Source organism: Arthrobacter sp. E1SS-5 (assembly GCF_057073715.1).
Genome location: NZ_CP172703.1, coordinates 3,889,741 through 3,910,640 on the forward strand (window position 1 = coordinate 3,889,741; position 20,900 = coordinate 3,910,640).

A 20,900-nucleotide genomic window follows, 5' to 3' on the forward strand; every position below is an offset into this window, starting at 1 on the left:
CCGGTTTCCGGTTCGGACTGCCAGTCCCCCGTGGTTATCCGGCTGCCTCTTTACGGGTCTTTCACGGGCGCCCTGCCTGACGTGCGCGCCCCGCCCGGCTGTCCGGACTGCGGCCGGTAAGCCGCAGTCCAGACTAGCCAATGAGCCTTAGCGGGCCGAAACCGACGGCGCGTGGACCGTGTTGCCCACAGCCGGGACAGCAGGAACCGCGGGGACGGTGGTCTTGCCGTCGACACCCGGAACTGCCGGAACGGCGGGAACTGCGGGAACCGACGGAACCTCGGGCTTTTCAGCCTGGACGGACACCGAACCCTTGGTTTCGGCGCCGGCCTTCGCGGCGGCGTCAGCCTTGGTCACGACGTCGGCGCAGTAGCTCTTGATGTTCGCATCACCCTGGGCTGCGATGGACAGCGAGGAGAACGCCTTGGAAGAAGCGTCCAGGCCGCCGTGGGTGAAGGCGGTGCAGAGGCCCAGGGCGGCGGGGCCGGCAGCGTCAACGGCGGTGTTGGCCTTTGCCGACTCCGTTGCGTCGGCGCTGACCTTTTCGTCCGAAGCCTCGGCGGTGGCGGAAGCCTTGGCGGTGGCGTCGCCGGTGGCTTCTGCCTGCTCCAGGGCGTCGGTCACCGCGGCGGTTGCGGTGGGAGCCGGGGTGGCCTGGGCATCAGCAGCTGCTTCCGCTGCCAGCTTGGGTGCGGGAGCACCGAAGAGTTCGTGGGCGGTCTGCTGGGCCTGGGCCGGGAGGACGCCCGAGACGGCGGCGGCACCGGTTCCTCCTACTGCCAGGGTTCCGGCGGCCAGGACTCCGGCGGCGACTTTGCTGGTGGCGAGAACGGTGAACACAGACATTTACTTCTCCAAAACCTAGACAACACATCGGACTGGGCCCGCCGGGCGGGCCCATCACTGACTACATCGCCCCCAGTTCCAGAAAGGTTACGGACGCCCGGGAATTTCTTTTCCTACGCCCAAATCGCCTGAAAGGTTCCGGATCGCAGGGCCGTTCCGGTTGCTTCGCAGCGCTCCCGCGATCCGCGAAGCCGGGACGCCGGCGCCGGCGGCTCTCCTGCCGGCCGCGCCAGGAACCGAAGCCGCCGCGCGCTGGATGTAGGGGCCGATTTCCTCGTCATCCAGCACCAAGAGGTCCGGCTGGCAGAGCAGCCACCTGGAGTTGAGGGCGGTGATGTTTTCACGCTCCAGCAGCTCTTCAAACTCGCCGTCCAGCTCCGCCATCCGGAAAACGCCGTCGTGAACGTCTCCACGGCCGCAGGCTTCCACGGCACGATCAAACAGGTCCAGATGCGCGATGGCACCCATTGCGGCCATGCCCTCGCGCACCAGGGCGTCGGCTGCGCCGAAGCGGCGGCCCGCCATGGCCGCGTACTGCGCGAAGCCGCCCTCCAGCAATTCGGAAAGATAGGAGTCCACCGAGCAGCTCCGGACGGCAACCGGTGACATCTCGTCCGTGAACAGCAGGGCATGGTGCATGGCATTGACAATCGCAGCGTTGGCCTCCACCACCTCTTCGTCCCTGCCACCGTCGATGCTGCTGCTGGTGAGGACGACGGGCAGGAACGTGGTGGCCATGGGGATCCTTGCTGGAGGTGGTGGTGCGGCGGACGCCTTTACGGTATGGGGGAAGGGTCACGGCTGAGCCGGCGGGAAATGAACGCCAAGCGAAGTTTTTGGGGCTTGCGGAGAAAGCGCCCGGCAAAGGCCCGCACTGTGGCGAACTAAGATGGATCAGATAGCCACCCACCGGATCCGGCTCCGCCGTGACCTCCCGAAAGTAGTGCCACCATGCCATCCCAACCGGACGAAAGTGCGGATCTGGCAATACAGACACCTGCCATCAACGACCGCTCGCTGGCGGCCGGGCTGGCGTATGCCATGGCCAGCAGGGTCTCCGGCATTTCGTTCGACGGCGGCACGGGACTCATGCTGGGAAAGGTCCGGGGCGGCGCTGAGGTTCCTTATTCCACCACCGCCAAGCTGGTCCGCAAGGCCGGCGGCTGGAGCTGCACCGTGGGTGTCTGCAGCTGCCCGGTCCGGAAGGACTGCAAGCATGTGGCGGCCCTGCTCTTCGCCGCGGAGGACAACCCCTCGGTCCGGATGCAGCTGCTGGCGCCGTCCACCGCAACGCAGGTTTCCCGCGCACCCTCCGCTGCCCTTTCCGACTGGGAGCAGGCCCTCAGCCCGCTGATCTCCCAGCCCGGTTCCGCCCCATCCACCAGCGGAGTTCCCCTGGCCCTGCAGTTCGAGGTGGAGGAGCCGCCCCCGCACTTCTCCTACACCGGCCGCCGGGATCCGGTGCGCGGCGTGCGGCAGCTCAAGGTCCGGCCCGTCATCATGGGCGCCAAGGGCAAGTGGATCCGCGGCGACGTTTCCTGGAACACCCTGAGCTACCTGAACTTCCGGCGTGAATCGAACCAGGCGCACGTTGAGTGGCTGCAGGAGTTCCTGGCCGGACATTCCTCCTCCGCCAGCCGGATGCACAATTCGGCGGGACTGTGGCTGGGCCTGAACTCCTATGCCGGAAAGAACCTGTGGAGCCTGCTGTCCGATGCCCGGAAGATCGGGCTCGCGCTGGTCCACTCGCGCGGCACTGAGCCGGTCCGCATCGCCGAGGCCCCTGCCGCCGTCGGACTTTCCCTGAGCCGCTACGGGGCTCCGGTGGCCGAGCCGGCCGGGGTGGACGCAGCCAACGCACAGGCGTCCGACGGCGGGCTGGAACTTTCGCCCACCATCACCGTTGAGGGCGCGGAGGTTGATCCGGCGTCGGTGGGCACGATCGGCCGGCCGGCGCACGGGCTGTTCTTTACCTCCGGGGAGGCGTCACTGCCGGGCGTGCCTGATCCCAACGGAACCATTACCCTGGCCCCGCTCGAGAACGGACTGAGCGAGGAACTGCTGGCGTTCGTCACCGCGGGAAGCACGCTGCACATCCCGGCCAAGGATGAAACACGGTTCCTGACGGGCTTCTACCCGAAGCTGAAGCAGACGGCCCGGGTGACGGCGCGGGACGAGACCGTGGAGCTGCCCGAACTCGCCGTCCCCACCCTGTCGCTGCTGGCGAACTACGGTGCGGACCACCGGGTGCGGCTGCATTGGGAGTGGCACTACAAGACCGGCAAGCTGGTCACGGCGCAGCCGCTGTGGCGGCACCCGGGTGACGCCGGCTACCGTGACGACACCGCCGAGTCCCGCATCCTGGAGGGCGTCGGCCGGCCGTGGGACGTGGTGCCCGCCCTGGGCGAATCCGCCACCGGCGGCTGGGGCACGCCCCGGCTGGCGGCCTCTGCCGAGCTGACAGGCCTGGACACGCTGGCGTTCACGGAGGAAGTGCTGCCGCGGCTGCGGGAGGCGCCGGACGTGGACGTGGAGACCGCAGGCGAGATCGCGGACTACCGCGAGGCCGAGGAAGCACCCGTGGTGTCAATTTCCACCAAGGCGACCGAACAGCGCGACTGGTTCGACCTGGGCATCCAGATTTCCCTCGAAGGCCAGCCCGTTTCCTTTGCTGCCGTCTTTTCGGCGTTGGCTGCCGGCCAGACCAAGATGCTGCTGCCCAGCGGCGCCTACTTCTCACTGGACCTGCCGGAGCTGCACCAGTTGCGGGCCCTGATCGAGGAAGCAAGGGCACTGCAGGACAACAAGGACGCTCCGCTGCAGATCAGCAGGTTCCAGGCCGGGCTCTGGGACGAGCTGGCGCAGCTGGGGATCGTCGACGAACAGGCGGCTGCCTGGCGGTCCGCAGTGGGCGGCCTCCTGGAAGGCGGCACCGACGGACTGCCGCTGCCGGCTACCTTGAACGCCGAGCTGCGGCCGTACCAGCTGGAGGGCTTCAACTGGCTCAGCTTCCTGTACAAGCACGGGCTGGGCGGCATCCTGGCCGACGACATGGGCCTGGGCAAGACCGTGCAGGCGCTGGCCCTGATGTGCGCGGCGAAGGAGCTGGCTGTCGAAGCTGCGGCTGCCCTGGGAACGTCCGACGGCGGTGCTGCCGCCGGCTCCGTTGTGGACGGCGCAAACCAGCCGGCCGCCGTCGCCCCCTTCCTGGTGGTGGCGCCCACCAGCGTGGTGGGCAACTGGGCCGCGGAAGCCGCGCGCTTCGCCCCGGGCCTCACCGTGCGGACCGTCGGTGAGACGTTCGCCAAGAGCGGCCAGGACGTGGCGGAGGTGCTGGCCGGCGCCGACGTGGTGATTACCTCCTACGCCCTGTTCCGCATCGACTACGAGTCCTACGCCTCCCGCACCTGGTCCGGGCTGGTGCTGGACGAGGCGCAGTTCGTGAAGAACCACCAGTCCAAGGCCTACCAGTGCGCCCGCAAGCTGCCGGCGGCATTCAAGCTGGCCATCACCGGCACGCCGCTGGAGAACAACCTCATGGAGTTCTGGGCGCTCACGTCCATCGTGGCTCCGGGCCTCTTCTCCAGCCCCAAGCGGTTCGCGGAGTATTACCAGAAGCCTGTGGAGAAGAACGGCGACAAGGGGCAGCTGGAAAAGCTCCGGCGCCGGGTCCGCCCGCTGATGATGCGCCGCACCAAGGACCAGGTCATCAAGGACCTGCCGCCCAAGCAGGAGCAGGTCCTGGAAGTGGTGCTCAATCCGCGGCACCAGAAGGTGTACCAGACGCACCTGCAGCGGGAACGGCAAAAGATCCTGGGGCTGATCGAGGACGTCAACAAGAACCGGTTCACCATCTTCCAGTCGCTGACCCTGCTGCGGCAGCTCAGCCTGGACGTTTCCCTGGTGGATGCTTCCCTGGCCGCGGTGCGGTCCTCCAAACTGGATGTCCTGTTCGAGCAGCTCGAGGACCTGGTGGCAGAGGGGCACCGGGCGCTGATCTTCAGCCAGTTCACCGGCTTCCTGGGCAAGGTCCGGGAGCGGCTGGACCAGGAGGAGATCGAGTACTGCTACCTCGACGGCGGCACCCGGAACCGGGCTGACGTGGTCAGTGAGTTCAAGAACGGCAAGGCTCCGGTGTTCCTGATCTCGTTGAAGGCCGGCGGCTTCGGCCTCAACCTCACGGAGGCCGACTACGTCTTCCTGCTCGATCCCTGGTGGAACCCGGCGTCCGAAGCGCAGGCTGTTGACCGGACGCACCGGATCGGCCAGGCCCGGAACGTGATGGTGTACCGGCTGGTGGCCAAGGACACCATCGAGGAGAAGGTCATGGCGCTCAAGACCCGGAAGTCGCAGCTTTTCGCGGACGTCATGGAAGGCGACGCCTTGGCCGGCGGGGCGATCACGGCCGAGGACCTGGCGGGGTTGTTCAAGGAGTAGGGCTGGGGGTCGAGGAGTAGGGCTGCGGGCGCGGTTCGTGATTTTCGACGCGGTTACTGATATTCGACGCGCCCATGCCTTTTCGCAGCGCAGATATCCGCGGCATAAATGAATCTGTGCAGCGCAGGAGCGTTTGCGCGTCGGCCAGGGGCGCCTATGCTGGGATCCAATGCAAAACTACAACGTTGGAGAAACCGTGTCGCAGCAGCAGATGGCCCCTCAAAAAGCGGGGCAGCCCGCCGGGCACGAAACAGGTCAAGCACCTGCCCCGCCGGCCCTCCCCCACCTGCGCCCGGACGCCTTCACGGTCCCCTACCGTGATCCGGTCTGGGACGGGCCCACCGACCCCATCCTTGTGGCGGACCACCTGAAGGGCGAGTGGGTCCTCTTCTACACCCAGCGCCGGGCCACCGCCCCGGGACTGACCGGAGTGGAGTGGGTTCACGGCACGGGAATCGGCGTCGCCCGGTCGGCCGACGGCGGCGCCACCTGGCGCTACCAAGGCACCGCGGAGGGACTCGTCCCGCCCGGAACGGAACTCCCGGCAACCCTCTGGGCGCCCGACGTCGTCCGCATTGGCGACCGGTGGATCATGTACTTGACCGTCCTGGGCGGCAGGCGGACGGACTGGACCGGGAAGGCCGAAATCGTCCAGTTCGCCAGCCGGGACCTGGAAAACTGGGAGTACCTGGGCGCCATCAACCTGGACTCGCCGCGGGTAATCGACGCGGCCGTGGCCCGATGCGGGGACGGCCGGTACCGGCTCTGGTACAAGGACGAGGCCCGCGGCTCCAACACGTACAGCGCGGTCAGCGACACTCCGGACGACCCTTCGTCGTGGGTCCTGGAAGGCGTCGCCATTCCCGGGCGGCCGCACGAAGGCCCCAAGGTCTTCCGGCTGGGCGGCAGCTACTGGATGATCGTGGACGAGTGGCGCGGCCAGGCGGTATACCGCTCCGATGATGCCGCCGGCACCTGGGTCCGGCAGGAGCACCTCGGTGGGCTGCTCCTCACGGCGCCGGAATCGGTGGACGGACGGGCCGTCGTCGGGCGCCATGCCGACGTGGTGCCCCTCACCGGCGGTGCCGGGCAGGAACCAAAGGCCGGAACATCCGACGGCGGCACGCAGCGGGCGCTGCTGGTCTACTTCACCCATCCCTACTGGGGCGGTGAGGACATCGACACCATGGCGCCGGACCCGCGCACCCGCCTCAGCCACGTCCGGGCAACCGTGCTGGAAGTGCGCGGCGGAATTCTGGTTTGTACCGAGCACTAGGCGCTGGGTGCTGGACACGCAGAAGGGCCAAACCTCGGAACTATAAGCCGGCGGCTGCCGGCACCGGTCCAAGGTTTGGCCCTGACTGCCGGGCTGGGACTAGACCCGCTGCGGCGAGCCCAACTCCACCGGGTCCTCGTCCATCAGGTACGCCAGCTCGGAGTGCGCTGCGAGGTCGATGCCGCGCAGTTCGTCCTCGGGCTTGATGCGGAGGCCGCCCATGGCCTTGTCCAGGATCTTGGCCAGGACCCACGTGATGACGAAGGAGTAGGCCAGCACCGTAACCGTGGCCAGGGCCTGCACGCCCAGCAGTTCGAACCCGCCGCCGTAAAAGAGGCCGCTGACGCCGTTCGGGGCCTTGTCCGTGGCGAAGAGGCCGATCAGCAGGGTGCCCAGGATGCCGCCCACCAGGTGCACGCCAACGACGTCGAGAGAATCATCGAAGCCCAGGCGGAACTTCCATTCGATGGCCAGCGAGCAGACGGCGCCGGCGATCGCGCCGATGGCCAGTGCGCCCAGCGGGCTGACCGCACCACAGGCCGGGGTGATGGCCACCAGGGCGGCGACAAGGCCGGAGGCCGCACCCATGCTGGTGGCCGCGCCGTGGCGGAACCGCTCCACGAGCGCCCAGGCGAGCAGGCCGGTGGAAGCTGCCACCGCGGTATTGAGGAACACTACCGCTGCCGACTGGCCGGCGGAGAGGGCGGAGCCGGCGTTGAAGCCGAACCAGCCCACCCAAAGCAGGCCTGCACCCAGCAGCACCAGCGGGCGGCTGTGCGGCTTGGCATGTTCCACCTTGGGCCAGCCGGAGCTCTTGCCCAGGACCAGGGCAAGAGCCAGGGCCGCGGCGCCGGCGTTCATGTGCACCGCGGTGCCGCCGGCGAAGTCGATGGCCTTGATGCCGTTGGCGATCCAACCGCCCACGGTGCTGCCGTCCGCCGAGTCGAACGCAAAGACCCAGTGTGCAATGGGGAAGTAGACAATAGTGGCCCAGATGCCCGCGAACAGCATCCAGGCGCCGAACTTCATCCGGCCTGCGGCGGCTCCGGCAACCAGGGCCGTGGTGACGCAGGCAAAGAACAGCTGGAATGCGGCAAACAGGATGACCGGGATGGACGCCGAATCATCCTTGGCCAGCAGCTGCCCCATGCCTGGGAATTCGGTGACGTCACCGATCAGGCCCAGGCCGCCGACGGAGTTGCCGAAGGCCATCGAGTACCCGAACAGGGCCCACAGGACGGCCACCAGGCTGGCGCCGCCGACGCACATCATCATCATGTTGAGGATGCGGCGCGAGCCCACCATGCCCCCGTAAAACAGGGCCAGGGCGGGGATCATCATGCAAACCAGCGCCGAGCTGGCCAAAATCCAAGCGACATTTCCCGAGTCCATGGGAAACCCCTTTCAAGATGCGAACAGAGCGGTAAGTTGCCGTCAGAGCCGTTTCGCCGGAGGGACGTGGACGGAGAAACCACGTGCGGCGGAGGGGCGGCTTTTGCCGTCTGGTCTCAATCTATGGCGGCCATTTCTGGTTGGGTTTCAGGGGTGTTAAATGATGGTTTCCGTCATTTGCGCCGGGGTTTCAGCTGTAACGCAGGACGCAGGAGCACCTGACGTATCAGGGGCAGGCCGACGAGGCAGCGCAGGACCAGGCGCTTGCAGGACTAGGCTAGGGAAATCCGGGCAGCAAACCACCCCGAAGGAGCCAGCCCTTGAACAACACGCAGCCCTCCCCCGCGCCGCGGACTGAACTCAGGGTGGGCGTGGTGGGCATCGGCTGGGCCGGCCAGCAGCACCTGAAGGCCTACGCCGCCATCGAGGGCGTCCGCATCGTCTCGCTCGCAGGAATGGAAAATGAGCTCCGGGACTCCCTGCAGGCCGAGTACTCCATTCCGAACGGCTTCGCCGACTGGAAGGAGATGCTGGACCACGGCGGCCTGGACGCCGTCAGCGTGGCACTCCCCACCTTCCTGCACGCACCGGTCGCGATCGCCGCGCTGGAACGCGGAATCCACGTGCTGAGCGAGAAGCCCATTGCACGCAACGCCGTGGAAGGCCAGGCCATGGTGGACGCTGCACGGAAGGCCGGACGCGTCCTGGACGTGGCGTTCAACCACCGCCGCCGCGGGGACATCCAGGCCCTCAAGCAGGTCATCGCCGACGGCGGCCTGGGCCGCCCCTACTACGCCAAGGCATCCTGGCTGCGCCGCTCCGGCATCCCCACCCTGGGCAGCTGGTTCACCAACCCTGAGCTGTCCGGTGGCGGACCGCTCGCCGACATCGGTGTCCACGCACTGGACTACGCCCTGTACCTGCTGGGCGAACCGAAGGTTGTGGCTGTCTCCGCCGCCACCCACTCCGAGCTCGGGCCGCAGGGCAGGGGCGGCGGAACCCGGTTTACGGCCCAGGCATCAAGCCACGCGTTCGAGGTGGAGGACTTCGCCTCGGCCTTCCTGCGGCTTGACGGCGGCGGAACGCTCGTGATCGAAGCAAGTTGGGCCACTTACCGGGAAGTGGACGACCAGCTGGAGTTCACGGTCTACGGCACCGACGGCGGCGCCGAACTCAAGGCCCATGGGGCGCCTTTTCCGCCCATTGGCGAACTTCGCGTGTTCACGGACAAGGACGGCGAATCCGCCGACTATATGCCCGTCGTCGTACCGGGCCGCGCCCATGATGCAGTGGTGGAGGATTTCGTCGCTGCCGTGCGCGGCGGTGCCCAGGTGTGGGGCCGGCATGACGGCTCCCTGGCGCTTTACCGGGCACAAATCATCGATGCCTGCTACCAGTCGGCACTGGAGCAGAGGGAGGTGCGGCTCTGATGAACAGCAAACTGCGGATCCGGGTGTGGAACGAGGGCGTGCATGAGGCCAACAACGAGCCGTCCCACATTGGCACGATGTACCCCGACGGCATCCACGGCGCCATCGCTGCGGGGCTTCGCTCCCACCTTCCGGACGCGGAGGTTACGACGGCGGTCCTCGCCACAGATGATGAGCACGGCCTTGCGGAGGAGGTGCTCGCGGGCACCGACGTCCTGCTCTGGTGGGGGCACATAGCCCACGCCGAGGTCAGCGATGCCGCCGTCGAACGCGTCCACCGGCACGTCCTGGGCGGGATGGGGCTGATCGTGCTCCACTCGGGGCACTTATCGAAGATCTTCACCAAACTGCTGGGGACCAGCTGCTCCCTTGCCTGGCGGAACGACGGCGAGCGCGAACTGGTGTGGACCGTGAAGCCCTCGCATCCCATCTCGGAAGGCGTGGACAGCCCCATCGTCATCCCCGAGCAGGAGATGTACGGCGAGCTGTTCGACATTCCGGACCCGGACGACCTGATCTTCATCAGCTCCTTCGCGGGCGGTGAGGTGTTCCGCTCCGGCGTCACCTTTACCCGGGGCAAGGGCCGCATCTTCTACTTCAGCCCGGGCGACCAGGAGTACCCGGTGTACCACCACCCGCAGGTCCAGCGCGTTCTGGCCAACGGTGCGAAGTGGGCGGCGCAGCCGGGCCTTGACCGTTCCGCCCCCTCGGTGACCAACCCCGGGCGGGAGTGGTTCCAGGCCGAAAACCGTCATTGACATCGGGTGCGCGCAAGAGCAGATTGAGAGCGTTGATCCATGGGTCCGGCAGGCTCTGGACGGGGCACATCCCGCCCTGCCGGCCCCGATTCCCGGCCGCGCACAGCCCCGGACGAACTCAATAACCACTCCTTACGAAGGAGCCAGCAATGCCCGCAGTAACGGTGAAGGACCTGGAGTCCAAATCATTTGACCAACCGGATGAAAAGCGCCGCCCTCCCAAGACTCAGGTGGACGTAGTAAACATTGGTGGCGCCACCCTTGGCCGGTTCACCTTCGAGCCCGGCTGGCGCTGGTCGGAAACCGTCAAGACGGTGGTCCAGACGGACACCTGCCAGGTCAACCACCTGGGCGTCTGTGCCGCCGGGACCCTGACCGTGCAGATGGCCGACGGAACCGGCATGACCATCCAGGCCGGCGACGCGTACTCCATCCCGGCAGGCCACGACGCCTGGGTGGAAGGCAGCGAGACCTACGTTTGCTATGAAGTGATGAGCGCAGCAGAATTCGCCAAGCCCGCCTGACCCCAAGGTTCCCACGTATCGCCAGGAAAGGGAGGTCCGCCAGGACCTCCCTTTCCTGTTGCCCGGGCCCTACGGTGGAGGGAACACAACGATCGGAGAACAATGAAAGTCACCGTCATCGGCGGCAGCGGCCACATCGGTTCATTCCTGGTCCCCCGGCTGGTCCGCGCCGGCCACGACGTCACCGCCATCAGCCGCGGCAACCGCAAGCCCTACAGCGAGGCACCCGAGTGGCAGGAGGTGCACCAGGTCACCGCAGACCGGGAGGCGGAGGACCGCGACGGCACTTTCGGTGACCGGGTTGCTGCCCTCAAGCCGGACGCCGTGGTGGACCTGGTCTGCTTCACCCTCGAATCGGCAACGTCGCTGGTGCAAAGCCTGCGCGGCGAGGTGGGGCACCTGCTGCACTGTGGCTCCGTCTGGCGGTACGGGCAAAGCCTGAAGCTGCCCATCAGGGAGGGATCGGATTCGGCCGCGGAGCCTTTCGGCGAGTACGGCGTCCAGAAGAACCGGATCGCCCTGATGTTGAAGGAGGAAACGGCGCGCGGCGGGCTGGCCACCACGTCGCTGCACCCCGGGCACATCGTCGGTCCGGGGTGGCACCCCATCGGCCCGCTGGGCAACCTCGACCCCCATGTCTGGCAGACCATCTCTGCCGGCCAGCCCCTCCGGGTGCCCGGCAGCGGCGCCGAGCTGATGCACCACGTGCACGCCGACGACGTCGCCCAAGCCTTCGAAAAGGCCATCGCGCAGCGGGAAGCTGCTGCCGGCGAGGACTTCAACATCGTCGCCCCCACGGCACTGACCGTCCGCGGCTACGCCGACATTGCCGCATCCTGGTTTGGCCACGCCGCCGTGCTGGAAACGGTCACGTGGGACCGCTTCCGCGAAAACACGACGCGCGACTACGCGGAGTCCAGCTGGGGCCACCTCTACCGCAGCCAGTGCTTCAGCATCGAAAAGGCCGCCTCCGTGCTGGGCTACGCGCCGCGGTACGAACCTGAGCAGGCCATTTTTGAAGCCGTCGAGTGGCTCGTTGACCACGAACAGCTGCACGTCGCGCGCCCGCTCGGCGTGCCGGCCGGCTAAGCACGGCACCTACACAGACAGGTGCCGCAGTCGCGCCACCAGCGTGGCGGCGAGCAGCGCGCTTGCCAGTTCCAGGGCGATCACCAGCAGCAGTTGGGTGCCGCCGGACTCAGCAGCAGCGGACGCCGGCGGCACCCCGCCATGGACATGCCCGGCACCACCGCCGAGCAGCAGGACGGTATGCAGTGCAGCCATGGCCACAGCGGCACCCGTGACCTGGTGCAGGGCGCCCAGCCTACAGTGCCGCCAGATGTGGACCGTGCAGGGCAGGCAGACGGCGGCGAGCGCCACCATCAGGACGCCAAGCCACACACCGTGATGCCCCGAGACGGCCAGCCAAACGTGCGCCCCGCAGGACACCGCGGTGACCACGGCGACGAGCCGGGGATGCAGGACGGGCCGGTTGGCACCGACCCGTCCTGCCGCCGTCGTTCGCGTTATAAGCCCAGCCGACGGGCTAGTGGCAGCCACCGCTGCCGCCCTCGCTGTGGCAGGACGACGCCTGCTGGTTTGGGTTGGCGGGGACGTCCAGGACGGGGCTGCGGTCGAAGAAGCCCTCGGGCCGGAGCTTGAAGCCGACGGTGTCCACGGGCATGATGGGCCAGTCCTCCACCCGGGGGAAGTGGGTCAGGCCGAAGGTGTGCCACACCACGATGTCCTGGCCGTCGATGTCCCGGTCCTGCGCCACGTAGGCGGGCAGGCCGGCGCCACCGGCATGCTGGTTGACGAAATCTCCCGTGGGGTACCGCTCCTCCTCGGCATATCGGGTGACCCACAGGTCCTTGGTGGCGAAGGCGGCACGCCGGGCGATGGAGGAATCCGGGTCCGCCAGGAGCGTGGGCTGGTTGTGGGAGTGCAGCTTGTAGCCCACGGGTTCGCCCAGCCGGTTGCGGGACTCCGGGTTGGAGATGATCCAGGTCCTGCCCGCGCGGGCATCGGCTTCCCGGACACCCTCGGATTCCCGCGCCAGCAGGGTGCGCCTGCGGGAGAAGGCGTTGCCGCGCTCGTTGCCGGGACCCATGGCCTGGCGGACCACGTCCTCTTCCTCCACGCGGTTGGTGAACCCATCTACGGCCATGTCCAGCCGTGCGCTGAACAGGTGCTGGTGGAACGGCGCTCCCAGGCCCGGGGCGAGCTGGGAGATATTGTCCGAGCCGCCCTCGGGGAAGGCGGAGGTGAAGACGATGCCCGTGGCCTTGGCCTCAAACTCGATGGTGCCGTCCAGGTAGAGGTACCAGTAGAAGCCGTAGTCGTAGTTGCCGATGGTGGTGAAGAAGGAGATCACCAGGCGGCGGTTGCGGCGGGTGTAGGTGACGCCGCTCCACAGGTCGGAGTGCTTGGAGAGGATGCTCCAGTCCTCCTCGTGCATGCAGATGCCGTTGCGGATTTCCCGCGGGTTGCCGAACGCGTCGGAGATGACGGGGCTGAGGTAGGTGATCTCACCCAGGCAGTCGCAGCCCAGCTCCAGCGAGTTGGCGTACTGGCCCACCAGGTATTCACCGGTGTCGAAGTAGTTCTGCCAGGACCGGATGGGCGACGGGTCGCCGTACGGAACCACCATCTCGGCAATCGAGGCGCGGTTGATGATGGGCCGCTTCCGGTCGCCGTCCTGGAAGGCGAGATTGTGCAGTACCACGCCTTCGCGGACATCGAAGCCCACGTCCACGCTCCACTTTTCCCACTCCACGTGGTTGCCGCCAGTGACCGTGAAGCTGGGTCCCTCGGGCTGGGTGATACTGATTGGCTTCTGGGTTTCGCGGAGGGGACCGGTCAGCTCCGGATCGGTGTAGTTGCCGTGCTCGGCGGGAATGGGCACCACCCCGAGGTCGATCACCTGGGTGACCTCCTTGCTGACCACATCCACGTACGCCACCAGGCCGTCGACGGGGTGTGCCCAGGCGCTGTCCTCCGGGAAGTCCTGCACGAAGGCCAGTCCGCGAAGGATGCGGCTGCCCTTCTCTTCCGCATACTCAAAGACGCCTGCGGACAGCGGAGCCACTCGGACCTTTTCGACAGCGAGCCCCCGGTCCGCCAGCGCCTTGAGCCACCGTTCGTCGGTGGCCAGGAGCGACTCCACAACCTCAAATTCCTCCTCAAGGACGGGCAGTTCGCCGGTCAGCGCGGTGTCGAGCTCGACGGCGGAGAGCACCTTTCGCTGGGTGGTGGAGACGACGACGTCGCGCGGCGCAGCTCCGGAGACGTCGTGGATAAAGACGCGGAAGCGCCGGTCCGCCGTGACCGGGTCATTACCCCGGGCCGGGTCCAGCAGGCCCAGGTAGGCGATCCGGTGCTGCGGGCCCAATTGGCCTTCGGCCTGAAGGATGGAACGCACATCCAGGATTTCCGGCGCTGATGCCAGTCCGAAGGCGGAGGCAGTTTCGGTGGGTGCAAGAGTCATGGGAGAGCCTTTTGTCAGGGCCGTCTCCGGCCGCTGGGTTTATTTTCTATAGTTGTAGAGAATAAAGGTCCGTAACATGGCTCACAAGAGGTTGAGCCAAATATTTCCAGGGAGTGGCCGCAGTGCCGAAGATTGTTGACCATGACGAGCGCCGCCTGGAACTCGTGGACGCCACCTGGCGGATCATTGCCCGGCAGGGGCTGGAAAGCGCCACCATGCGGGAAATCGCCACCGAGGCAGGCTTCGCCAACGGCGCCCTGAAGCCCTACTTCCCCACCAAGGACACGCTGCTGGAATTTGCCTTCAGCCACGTGTTCAACCGGACCAACCATCGCATTGCCCAGGTGACTGCGGGCAAGGCCGGGCTGGACGCGCTGCGGGCGTTCTGCCTCGAAGTGCTCCCCCTTGACGAGGAACGCGTGAATGAGGCGAGGATTGTGGTTCCGTTCTGGCAACGGGCCATCAACGACCGCCAGAAAGCCGCGATCCACCAGCAGTCCATGGACGAATGGCTGGCGGCCATCCGCCGCTTCCTCGCCGAGGCAAGGGATAACGGGGACGTGAGTGCCGCCGTCGACAATTCCATCCTTGCCGGCCAGCTGCTCAACATGCTGCTCGGAGCGCAGATCGAGGCAGCCCTGGCACCGGAGGGACGGCTGGACTTTGGCCACGCGGAACAGCTCGAGGGCTACCTAACGCTCTTGCGGCGCTCCTAACCCGTCCCGGAAAAAAGTACGACGACGATTAGGCACCAAAGTCGAAAGCATGCTTAGTATGGAGGGGTCAGGCTCTGGCTTTGGTTTGGCCAGGGAGAGCACCAACTGTAAGGAGCACCTCCATGGGTTTGGATGACAAGATCGGCAACGCCGCAGAGAAGCTTGGCGGCAAGGGCAAGGAAGCTGCCGGCAGCGCAACGGGTGACGAGAGCCTGAAGGCCGAAGGCAAGACCGACCAGGCCAAATCGGACCTGAAGCAGGCCGGCGAGAACGTCAAGGACGCCTTCAAGAAGGATTAGTCCGCAATTCACACCAATGGGTGCAGCTCCATCAGGAGCTGCACCCATTGTCGTTTCCGGGCTTGCTCAGTGGATGAGCCCCGAAACCAGATTGATGGTGGTGGCCAGGACGATGGCACCCAGGAGGTAGGAGAGCAGCGCCTGCCGCAGGACCGTGGAGCGGATGGCATTGGTTTTCAGGTCGGTGTCCGAGACCTGGAAGGTCATGCCGACAGTGAAGGCCAGGTACGCAAAGTCCGAGTAGCGGGGCTGGGATTCCTCGTTGAAATCGACGCCGGTACCGTCCCGGTAGTAGATGGCGGCATACCGGAGGGTGAACAACGTGTGCACCAGGAACCATGACAGGGCGATGCTGCCCAGTGCCATGGCCACGGTGGCGTCCTTGGCGCCGCCCTGCTCATTGGAGGCGTCAAGCAGGATCAAGGCCACCCCCGCGAAACTGGCCACTGTGGCAGTGAGGACCAGGGCGTCCGAAAAGACCCGGCCCGGATCCTCCCTTCGGGCATGCGCGGCAGTGGCCGCGGGCCCGAGCCGCCCGATGACGCTCCACACCCAGACCAGGTAGGTGGCCGAGGCGGCAGCCCACCCGAGCGCGGGCGCGTAAGCCCAGGCTCCCGAAGGACCGACCAACAACGCCGCCGCCAGGCCGACGGCCAGCATGACCAGCACCCGAAGCCGCGAATGGTGTGCCCGGGAGTTGAAGTTCCGGTGGTGGTCGCCGGCAACCGTCATGGACTTCATTGCCCGATCATGGCACGGAAGGCTGAAGCACGGCTGGAAAAACAGATGTTCTTATTTTCGCCAACCGTTGAAAAACGTTTCGAGCGGCGTTAACCTGAAAGTCTGTGTCGCAGGACACACCAACGGGGGAACGTCGAGTGGCCATCCGTCGCAAGGAACATCAATGCCAGCAACTGCAAAAAGCGGGGCACCCGCCATTCACAAACACCAGGATCTGACCTCCAGCGTGGCCACGTCCTTCGATCACTGGAAGCACCTGGTGGCCGAGTCCTTTGTGCCCCTCAACGCCCGAACGGCCGACGTCGACGGCTTCCAGGGCCGGATGCGCGCCCGGGTGCTGGACAGGATGTCCATCGTGGAGGTGACCGCCACCTCGCATGAGGTCCACCGGACACCGGCCTTGATTGCACAGGCCCATGAGCGCTACTTCAAACTGAACCTGCAGCTGGAGGGAACCGGCCTGCTGATCCAGGACAACCGCGAAGCGGTCCTGCAGCCCGGGGACCTGGCCATTTACGACACCAACCGGCCGTACACCCTCGCGTTCGAGGAGCAGACCCGGATCATGGTGCTGATGTTCCCCTGCGACGCACTGTCCCTGCCCACCGATTACGTGGGACAGCTCGCGGCCGTCCGCATGGGCAGCGGGGGCCTAAGCGGAATCGTGGGCCAGTTCATCCGCGAGTTGTCAGTCAACCTTGACGTCCTGAACGGGCCCAGCGGAGCCCGGCTTGCCACCAACGCCCTGGACCTGGTATCCACCATGCTGCACGCGGAAATGGACATCACCCCGGACCGTATGAAGCCGCAGGCGCTGCTGGCCGTCTCGGTCCGGGAGTACATCGAAGCCAACCTCTCAGACCCCCTGCTCTCCCCCGCGAGCATCGCTGCAGCCCATTTCATCTCCACCCGGCACCTGCACAACGTCTTCCACGAGTCCGGAACCACGGTGGCCGGCTGGATCCGGACCCAGCGGCTCGAAGGAGCGCGCCGCGAACTCCGCGACCCGCTGCACGCGGGCAAACCGGTAGGGGCGGTAGCCGCGCGCTGGGGGTTCCTGGATGCCGCCCATTTCAGCCGCACCTTCCGGGATGCGTTTGGTGTTTCGCCCAGCCAGTGGCGGCGGGACGGCTAAAGCAACCCGGCTAGATCAGCCCCTGCGCCAGCATTGCATCGGCCACCTTCACGAACCCGCCGATGTTGGCGCCCAGCACGTAGTTTCCGGGTTCGCCGTACTCGTCGGCGGTGGCGGCGCAGCGGTCGTGGATGCCCACCATGATTTCCGTGAGACGTTCCTCCGTGTGTTCGAAGGACCATGAATCGCGGCTGGCGTTCTGCTGCATCTCCAGGGCCGACGTGGCCACGCCGCCGGCATTGGCAGCCTTGCCGGGCCCGAACAACACCCCTGCCTCCTGGAACAGGCCCACCGCCTCACGCGTGGAGGGCATGTTTGCCCCCTCACCGACGGCCAGCAGGCCGTTGCGCACCAGACGGGCGGCAGCATCGCCGTCGAGCTCGTTTTGCGTGGCGCACGGCAGCGCCACCGTGGCATCCACGTCCCAAACTGAGCCGCCGTCCACATAGGAGACTCCGGCGCGGCGTTCCGCATAGTCCTTCAGGCGGCCGCGTTCCACTTCCTTCACCTCGCGGAGGAGTTCGACGTCGATCCCCGCCGGATCCACCACGTAGCCTGACGAGTCGGAGCAGGCCACCACGGTGGCGCCGAGGGTCTGGGCCTTGGCGATGGCGTTGATGGCCACATTGCCGGAGCCGGACACCACCACACGCTGGCCGTCGAAGGACGTTCCGCGGGTTTTCAGCATTTCCTGCGTGAAGATGACGGTTCCGAAGCCGGTTGCTTCCGGGCGGACCAGGGAGCCGCCCCAGGAGATGCCCTTGCCGGTGAGGACACCGGACTCGTAGCGGTTGGTGATGCGCTTGTACTGGCCGAAGAGGTAGCCGATTTCGCGGCCGCCCACGCCGATGTCGCCGGCCGGGACGTCAGTGTATTCACCGATGTGCCGGTAGAGCTCGGTCATGAAGGACTGGCAGAACCGCATCACTTCGGCGTCGCTGCGGCCGCGGGGATCGAAGTCGGAGCCGCCCTTGCCGCCGCCGATGGGCATGCCGGTGAGGGCGTTCTTGAAGATCTGCTCGAAACCGAGGAACTTGACGATCCCCAAGTACACCGACGGATGGAAGCGCAGGCCGCCCTTGTAGGGGCCCAGCGCCGAGTTGAACTCCACCCGGAACCCGCGGTTGATCTGGACGCGGCCGGAGTCGTCGGTCCAGGGAACGCGGAAAATGATCTGGCGCTCGGGCTCGCAGAGGCGCTCCAGGATGGCGGCCTCAAGGAATTCAGGGTGCCTGTCGTGGACCGGCCCCAGGCTTTCGAAGACCTCAACCACCGCCTGGTGGAACTCCGCCTCGCCGGGGTTCCGCGCGAGGACGGTGTCCTTGATGGATTCGAGCCGTGCGTCCATGAACAGTTCCTAACGTTGCCGAAATGAAGGACGGCGCAGGAAAGCAACACCGCTTCAAAGGTTCACGTTTCAACCTATCCGATTACGACCGGGCACCAGTAGGCGGATCACAGCGGCTCCACTAACCTCCGTAATGTGACAGCAGAATTCCATCATTCGATAAGCGCCCTTCCTCGCCCAACCGCAGGAAGGAGGCACTGATGCCCTATATTTGCCTCCTTCTCTCCGGTGCCGCGCTGCTGGCCAACGGGCTGGCCGCCCTTGGGCAGCTCCCCCGCCGCGACGCAGCCGTGTTCAGCCTGGTGCTCGGGGTCACCCAACTGGTGCTCGGCGTCGTGCATCTTTCCGGGACCGGCACCGGCAGCGAAGCCCTCATGACGGCGGCCGGCATGTTCCTGTTCGGGCTGACCTATGTCTATGCCGGATTGGACGTCCTGCTGGGGCTGGGTTCGAAGGGGCTGGGCTGGTTCTGCGGCATGGTGGCTTTCGTGGGGCTGCTGCTGGCGGGGACCTGGCTGGGCATCGATCCCCTGCTGGCCGTGCTCTGGGCGTGCTGGTCGCTGCTATGGGGTTTGCTGTTTGCCTCCTCAGCCCTGGGCGCGGTGCGGCTGGAACCGTTCTCCGGCTGGGCGCTGGTCCTGGCAAGCCAGGTGACGGCCACGGTTCCGGCGTTCCTCGGCTTGGCCGGGGTCTGGCCGCGGAGCTCTTGGGCTGCAGGGGTGGCTGCCTTGCTCGTGGCCGCAGTCTTCCTGGCAGCACGCGCATTGGCCCGGCGCGGACCTGGTGGTCCGCGCCGGGCCAACGCAGGCGCTTCGGAACAGGCGGTGGGGCAGGAACGCCTTACGGCCGGCTGAGCACCGGACGGGCGGCGGTGGCGTGGCTCCGCCGCTCGATCACGGATTCCACCAGCACCCCGGCCAGGAAGACCACCGGTACGGCGGCCAGCAGGGCGGTGGCGGTTTCAGCGCTGCCGCCGATAAGGGCCGTGAAGTTGCTGACCACCAGGAACAGGACCCATGCGAGCAACACCGTTGCCATGACCGGGGCGATCCTGGTTTGCCAGAGCTGGGCGCCGGCACGTTCGCGGCGGAAGAAGCTGACCACGGCCACCGAGCACAGCATGTAGAGCACCAGCAGCGCAGCCACGGCCAGGCCGCTGAACCAGGAGAAGAGGGTCAGGACCGGGTCAAGGGCAAGGATGGCGAACGGCAGCACCAGTACGACGGCGGTAGCGGACTGGATCCAGGCAGCGACGGCGGGTGCGCGGTGCCGGTTGGTCCGGGCCAGGACGGCGGGCATGGAACCCTGCAGGGCCAGGGAGTGCAGGTAGCGGTTGATGCCGTTGTGGAACGCGATGATGCCGGCCAGCAGTGACGTGACCAGGAGGATGCCCGCCACGACGCCCGCCCAGGGGCCGAACAGCTCCACCAGGGGGCCGATCACGAACGACGTGGCATCTCCTGATTCGAGGGCGGCCCCCGCAGCATCCATCACCTGGGACGGGCCGTAGTAGCTGACCAGCATCCACGAAATGAAGGCAAAGAAGATGGAGATGACGCCGACGGACAGGTAGGTTGCGCGGGCCACTGTGCGGTGCGGGTCCTTGGCTTCGGCCGAGTAGATGGCGGTGGATTCGAAGCCGAACATTGACGCCACGGCGAACATGATGGCCACGCCCGGCGCACCGGCGCCGATCGCTTCGGGTGAGAAGGACGCGGCCACGCTGATGCCTTCGGGGCCGCCGCCGCTGAACAGGACGGTGAAGCCGAAGAGCAGCAGGATTGCCACCTCGAGCCCCACCAGCAGGGCCAGTACGCGGGCGCCGAGTTCAATGTTCAGGGAACCGAGCACCTGGACCCCGGCCATGGTGGCCAGGGCCAGCAGCCACCACGGAACCTGAAGCCCAATGGAGGCCAGCAGTCCCGAGAAGGCGGAGCCATATAGCCCGTACATGGCGGCCTGGACGGTGTTGTAGGCAAGGAGGGCCAGCCAGGCGGCGCCGGCACCCGTCTTCCTGCCGAACGCAGCCGTGACGTAGGCGTAGAACGCACCGTTGGCCTGGATCTTGCGGCTCATGGCCACGAAGCCCACTGCGAAGATCACGATGACGATGCCCACGATCAGGTAGGCACCCGGCGCGCCGGCTCCGTTGCCCAGCCCTGCGGCCAGCGGCGAGGCGCCCACGATCCCCGTCAGGGGCGCCTGGGCCGACAGGACGAAGAAGAGGATGCCCAGGACGCCGATGCTGCCGGCGCGCAGGGCAGTTGAGTGCTCCTTGGCCGGAGCGTCAGTGGTCCGGGGCTCGGAATTCGAAATACTCATTTGATCCTTCTTAACGGTCATGAGTTGGGGAAAATTGCTATGGAATCCAGACTGGCAGCGCGGCGCGGCAGCCCGTTGTCCGCCAGCGCCCAGTTGTTGTTTGTCAGCGCAGTGCCTGCTCCCGGCGGAAGCGGTAAGGCATTGCTGCACACGAAAAAGACCCCTGCCGTAAGCTGGGTGGCTTCGCGG

Annotated in this window: 18 protein-coding genes; 10 read left to right on the plus strand and 8 right to left on the minus strand. The window is 66.6% G+C overall.

Annotation, left to right across the window (positions count from 1 at the left end; all coding sequences use genetic code 11):
- Positions 1-147: 147 nt before the first annotated feature.
- Together ACIGJD_RS18245 and ACIGJD_RS18250 are read right to left on the minus strand one after the other, a co-directional pair.
- Positions 148-846: a protein tyrosine phosphatase gene (locus ACIGJD_RS18245; RefSeq protein ID WP_483687410.1), complete on the minus strand. Its 699-nt coding sequence runs from the start codon at positions 844-846 to the stop codon at positions 148-150.
- An 87-nt stretch (positions 847-933) separates the two neighbouring features.
- Positions 934-1,584: a DMP19 family protein gene (locus ACIGJD_RS18250; RefSeq protein WP_483687411.1), complete on the minus strand. Its 651-nt coding sequence runs from the start codon at positions 1,582-1,584 to the stop codon at positions 934-936.
- Between the two features lie 213 nt (positions 1,585-1,797).
- Here ACIGJD_RS18250 and ACIGJD_RS18255 point away from each other — a divergent pair, with 213 nt between their 5' ends.
- Positions 1,798-5,283 carry a DEAD/DEAH box helicase gene (locus ACIGJD_RS18255; RefSeq protein ID WP_483687412.1) on the plus strand — a complete coding sequence of 1,162 codons (3,486 nt, stop codon included), beginning with the start codon at positions 1,798-1,800 and terminating at the stop codon, positions 5,281-5,283.
- A 211-nt stretch (positions 5,284-5,494) separates the two neighbouring features.
- Complete coding sequence (locus ACIGJD_RS18260; RefSeq protein WP_483689542.1) at positions 5,495-6,559, plus strand: family 43 glycosylhydrolase; 1,065 nt, start codon at positions 5,495-5,497, stop codon at positions 6,557-6,559.
- A gap of 99 nt (positions 6,560-6,658) precedes the next feature.
- On the opposite strand, the gene ACIGJD_RS18265 is transcribed toward ACIGJD_RS18260, so the two are convergent.
- Entirely contained in the window at positions 6,659-7,951 is a 1,293-nt protein-coding gene (locus ACIGJD_RS18265) for an ammonium transporter (RefSeq protein WP_483687413.1), read from the minus strand.
- Positions 7,952-8,271: 320 nt separating this feature from the next.
- On the opposite strand from ACIGJD_RS18265, the gene ACIGJD_RS18270 reads away from it, so the two are divergent.
- The 4 genes from ACIGJD_RS18270 to ACIGJD_RS18285 all read left to right on the plus strand — a co-directional run bounded on the left by ACIGJD_RS18270 (position 8,272) and on the right by ACIGJD_RS18285 (position 11,752).
- On the plus strand, positions 8,272-9,381 hold the full coding sequence (locus ACIGJD_RS18270; RefSeq protein WP_483687414.1) for a Gfo/Idh/MocA family protein: 1,110 nt from the start codon (positions 8,272-8,274) through the stop codon (positions 9,379-9,381).
- Positions 9,381-10,139 carry a ThuA domain-containing protein gene (locus tag ACIGJD_RS18275; RefSeq protein WP_483687415.1) on the plus strand — a complete coding sequence of 253 codons (759 nt, stop codon included), beginning with the start codon at positions 9,381-9,383 and terminating at the stop codon, positions 10,137-10,139. The genes ACIGJD_RS18270 and ACIGJD_RS18275 overlap by 1 nt, the downstream gene beginning before the upstream one ends.
- Before the next feature lie 149 nt (positions 10,140-10,288).
- Positions 10,289-10,663, plus strand: coding sequence for a cupin domain-containing protein (locus ACIGJD_RS18280; RefSeq protein WP_286399808.1), 375 nt, complete (start codon positions 10,289-10,291; stop codon positions 10,661-10,663).
- Positions 10,664-10,765: 102 nt separating this feature from the next.
- The gene (locus tag ACIGJD_RS18285; RefSeq protein WP_483687416.1) at positions 10,766-11,752 is read left to right on the plus strand and encodes an NAD-dependent epimerase/dehydratase family protein; all 987 of its coding nucleotides are present in this window, start codon (positions 10,766-10,768) and stop codon (positions 11,750-11,752) included.
- A 9-nt stretch (positions 11,753-11,761) separates the two neighbouring features.
- Here ACIGJD_RS18285 and ACIGJD_RS18290 read toward each other — a convergent pair whose 3' ends face one another.
- Positions 11,762-12,223 (minus strand): hypothetical protein, encoded by a 462-nt coding sequence (locus ACIGJD_RS18290; protein ID WP_483687417.1) that lies wholly within the window; start codon positions 12,221-12,223, stop codon positions 11,762-11,764.
- Positions 12,210-14,150: a primary-amine oxidase gene (locus ACIGJD_RS18295; RefSeq protein WP_483687418.1), complete on the minus strand. Its 1,941-nt coding sequence runs from the start codon at positions 14,148-14,150 to the stop codon at positions 12,210-12,212. Before ACIGJD_RS18295 ends, ACIGJD_RS18290 begins: the two co-directional genes overlap by 14 nt.
- Positions 14,151-14,272: 122 nt before the next feature.
- Between ACIGJD_RS18295 and ACIGJD_RS18300 the strand changes: the two genes are divergently transcribed.
- Both ACIGJD_RS18300 and ACIGJD_RS18305 read left to right on the plus strand, forming a co-directional pair.
- Complete coding sequence (locus ACIGJD_RS18300) at positions 14,273-14,866, plus strand: TetR/AcrR family transcriptional regulator (RefSeq protein ID WP_483687419.1); 594 nt, start codon at positions 14,273-14,275, stop codon at positions 14,864-14,866.
- 122 nt (positions 14,867-14,988) lie between these two features.
- A complete protein-coding gene (locus tag ACIGJD_RS18305; protein ID WP_214946270.1) occupies positions 14,989-15,165 on the plus strand; it encodes a CsbD family protein in 177 nt (58 codons plus the stop codon).
- Between the two features lie 66 nt (positions 15,166-15,231).
- Here the strand turns inward: ACIGJD_RS18305 and ACIGJD_RS18310 are convergent, their stop codons facing one another.
- The gene (locus ACIGJD_RS18310) at positions 15,232-15,906 is read right to left on the minus strand and encodes a DUF1345 domain-containing protein (RefSeq protein ID WP_483687420.1); all 675 of its coding nucleotides are present in this window, start codon (positions 15,904-15,906) and stop codon (positions 15,232-15,234) included.
- Between the two features lie 163 nt (positions 15,907-16,069).
- Between ACIGJD_RS18310 and ACIGJD_RS18315 the strand changes: the two genes are divergently transcribed.
- Positions 16,070-17,041, plus strand: coding sequence for an AraC-like ligand-binding domain-containing protein (locus ACIGJD_RS18315; protein WP_483687421.1), 972 nt, complete (start codon positions 16,070-16,072; stop codon positions 17,039-17,041).
- 10 nt (positions 17,042-17,051) lie between these two features.
- On the opposite strand, the gene gdhA is transcribed toward ACIGJD_RS18315, so the two are convergent.
- A complete protein-coding gene (gene gdhA / locus ACIGJD_RS18320) occupies positions 17,052-18,389 on the minus strand; it encodes an NADP-specific glutamate dehydrogenase (protein WP_483687422.1) in 1,338 nt (445 codons plus the stop codon).
- Positions 18,390-18,589: 200 nt separating this feature from the next.
- On the opposite strand from gdhA, the gene ACIGJD_RS18325 reads away from it, so the two are divergent.
- Positions 18,590-19,243, plus strand: coding sequence for an AmiS/UreI family transporter (locus ACIGJD_RS18325; protein WP_483687423.1), 654 nt, complete (start codon positions 18,590-18,592; stop codon positions 19,241-19,243).
- Here the strand turns inward: ACIGJD_RS18325 and ACIGJD_RS18330 are convergent.
- Entirely contained in the window at positions 19,230-20,711 is a 1,482-nt protein-coding gene (locus ACIGJD_RS18330) for an APC family permease (protein ID WP_483687424.1), read from the minus strand. The genes ACIGJD_RS18325 and ACIGJD_RS18330 overlap by 14 nt on opposite strands.
- Positions 20,712-20,900: the final 189 nt, after the last annotated feature.

What these genes read in the sequence shown, in the direction of transcription:
- ACIGJD_RS18275 (WP_483687415.1), top strand. Translation starts at nt 9,381, where the DNA reads ATGAACAGCAAACTGCGGATCCGGGTGTGGAACGAGGGCGTGCATGAG.
- ACIGJD_RS18295 (WP_483687418.1), bottom strand. Translation starts at nt 14,150, where the DNA reads ATGACTCTTGCACCCACCGAAACTGCCTCCGCCTTCGGACTGGCATCA.
- gdhA (WP_483687422.1), bottom strand. Translation starts at nt 18,389, where the DNA reads ATGGACGCACGGCTCGAATCCATCAAGGACACCGTCCTCGCGCGGAAC.
- ACIGJD_RS18245 (WP_483687410.1), bottom strand. Translation starts at nt 846, where the DNA reads ATGTCTGTGTTCACCGTTCTCGCCACCAGCAAAGTCGCCGCCGGAGTC.
- ACIGJD_RS18260 (WP_483689542.1), top strand. Translation starts at nt 5,495, where the DNA reads ATGGCCCCTCAAAAAGCGGGGCAGCCCGCCGGGCACGAAACAGGTCAA.
- ACIGJD_RS18280 (WP_286399808.1), top strand. Translation starts at nt 10,289, where the DNA reads ATGCCCGCAGTAACGGTGAAGGACCTGGAGTCCAAATCATTTGACCAA.
- ACIGJD_RS18305 (WP_214946270.1), top strand. Translation starts at nt 14,989, where the DNA reads ATGGGTTTGGATGACAAGATCGGCAACGCCGCAGAGAAGCTTGGCGGC.
- ACIGJD_RS18330 (WP_483687424.1), bottom strand. Translation starts at nt 20,711, where the DNA reads ATGAGTATTTCGAATTCCGAGCCCCGGACCACTGACGCTCCGGCCAAG.
- ACIGJD_RS18315 (WP_483687421.1), top strand. Translation starts at nt 16,070, where the DNA reads ATGCCAGCAACTGCAAAAAGCGGGGCACCCGCCATTCACAAACACCAG.
- ACIGJD_RS18310 (WP_483687420.1), bottom strand. Translation starts at nt 15,906, where the DNA reads ATGAAGTCCATGACGGTTGCCGGCGACCACCACCGGAACTTCAACTCC.
- ACIGJD_RS18265 (WP_483687413.1), bottom strand. Translation starts at nt 7,951, where the DNA reads ATGGACTCGGGAAATGTCGCTTGGATTTTGGCCAGCTCGGCGCTGGTT.
- ACIGJD_RS18325 (WP_483687423.1), top strand. Translation starts at nt 18,590, where the DNA reads ATGCCCTATATTTGCCTCCTTCTCTCCGGTGCCGCGCTGCTGGCCAAC.
- ACIGJD_RS18285 (WP_483687416.1), top strand. Translation starts at nt 10,766, where the DNA reads ATGAAAGTCACCGTCATCGGCGGCAGCGGCCACATCGGTTCATTCCTG.
- ACIGJD_RS18250 (WP_483687411.1), bottom strand. Translation starts at nt 1,584, where the DNA reads ATGGCCACCACGTTCCTGCCCGTCGTCCTCACCAGCAGCAGCATCGAC.
- ACIGJD_RS18255 (WP_483687412.1), top strand. Translation starts at nt 1,798, where the DNA reads ATGCCATCCCAACCGGACGAAAGTGCGGATCTGGCAATACAGACACCT.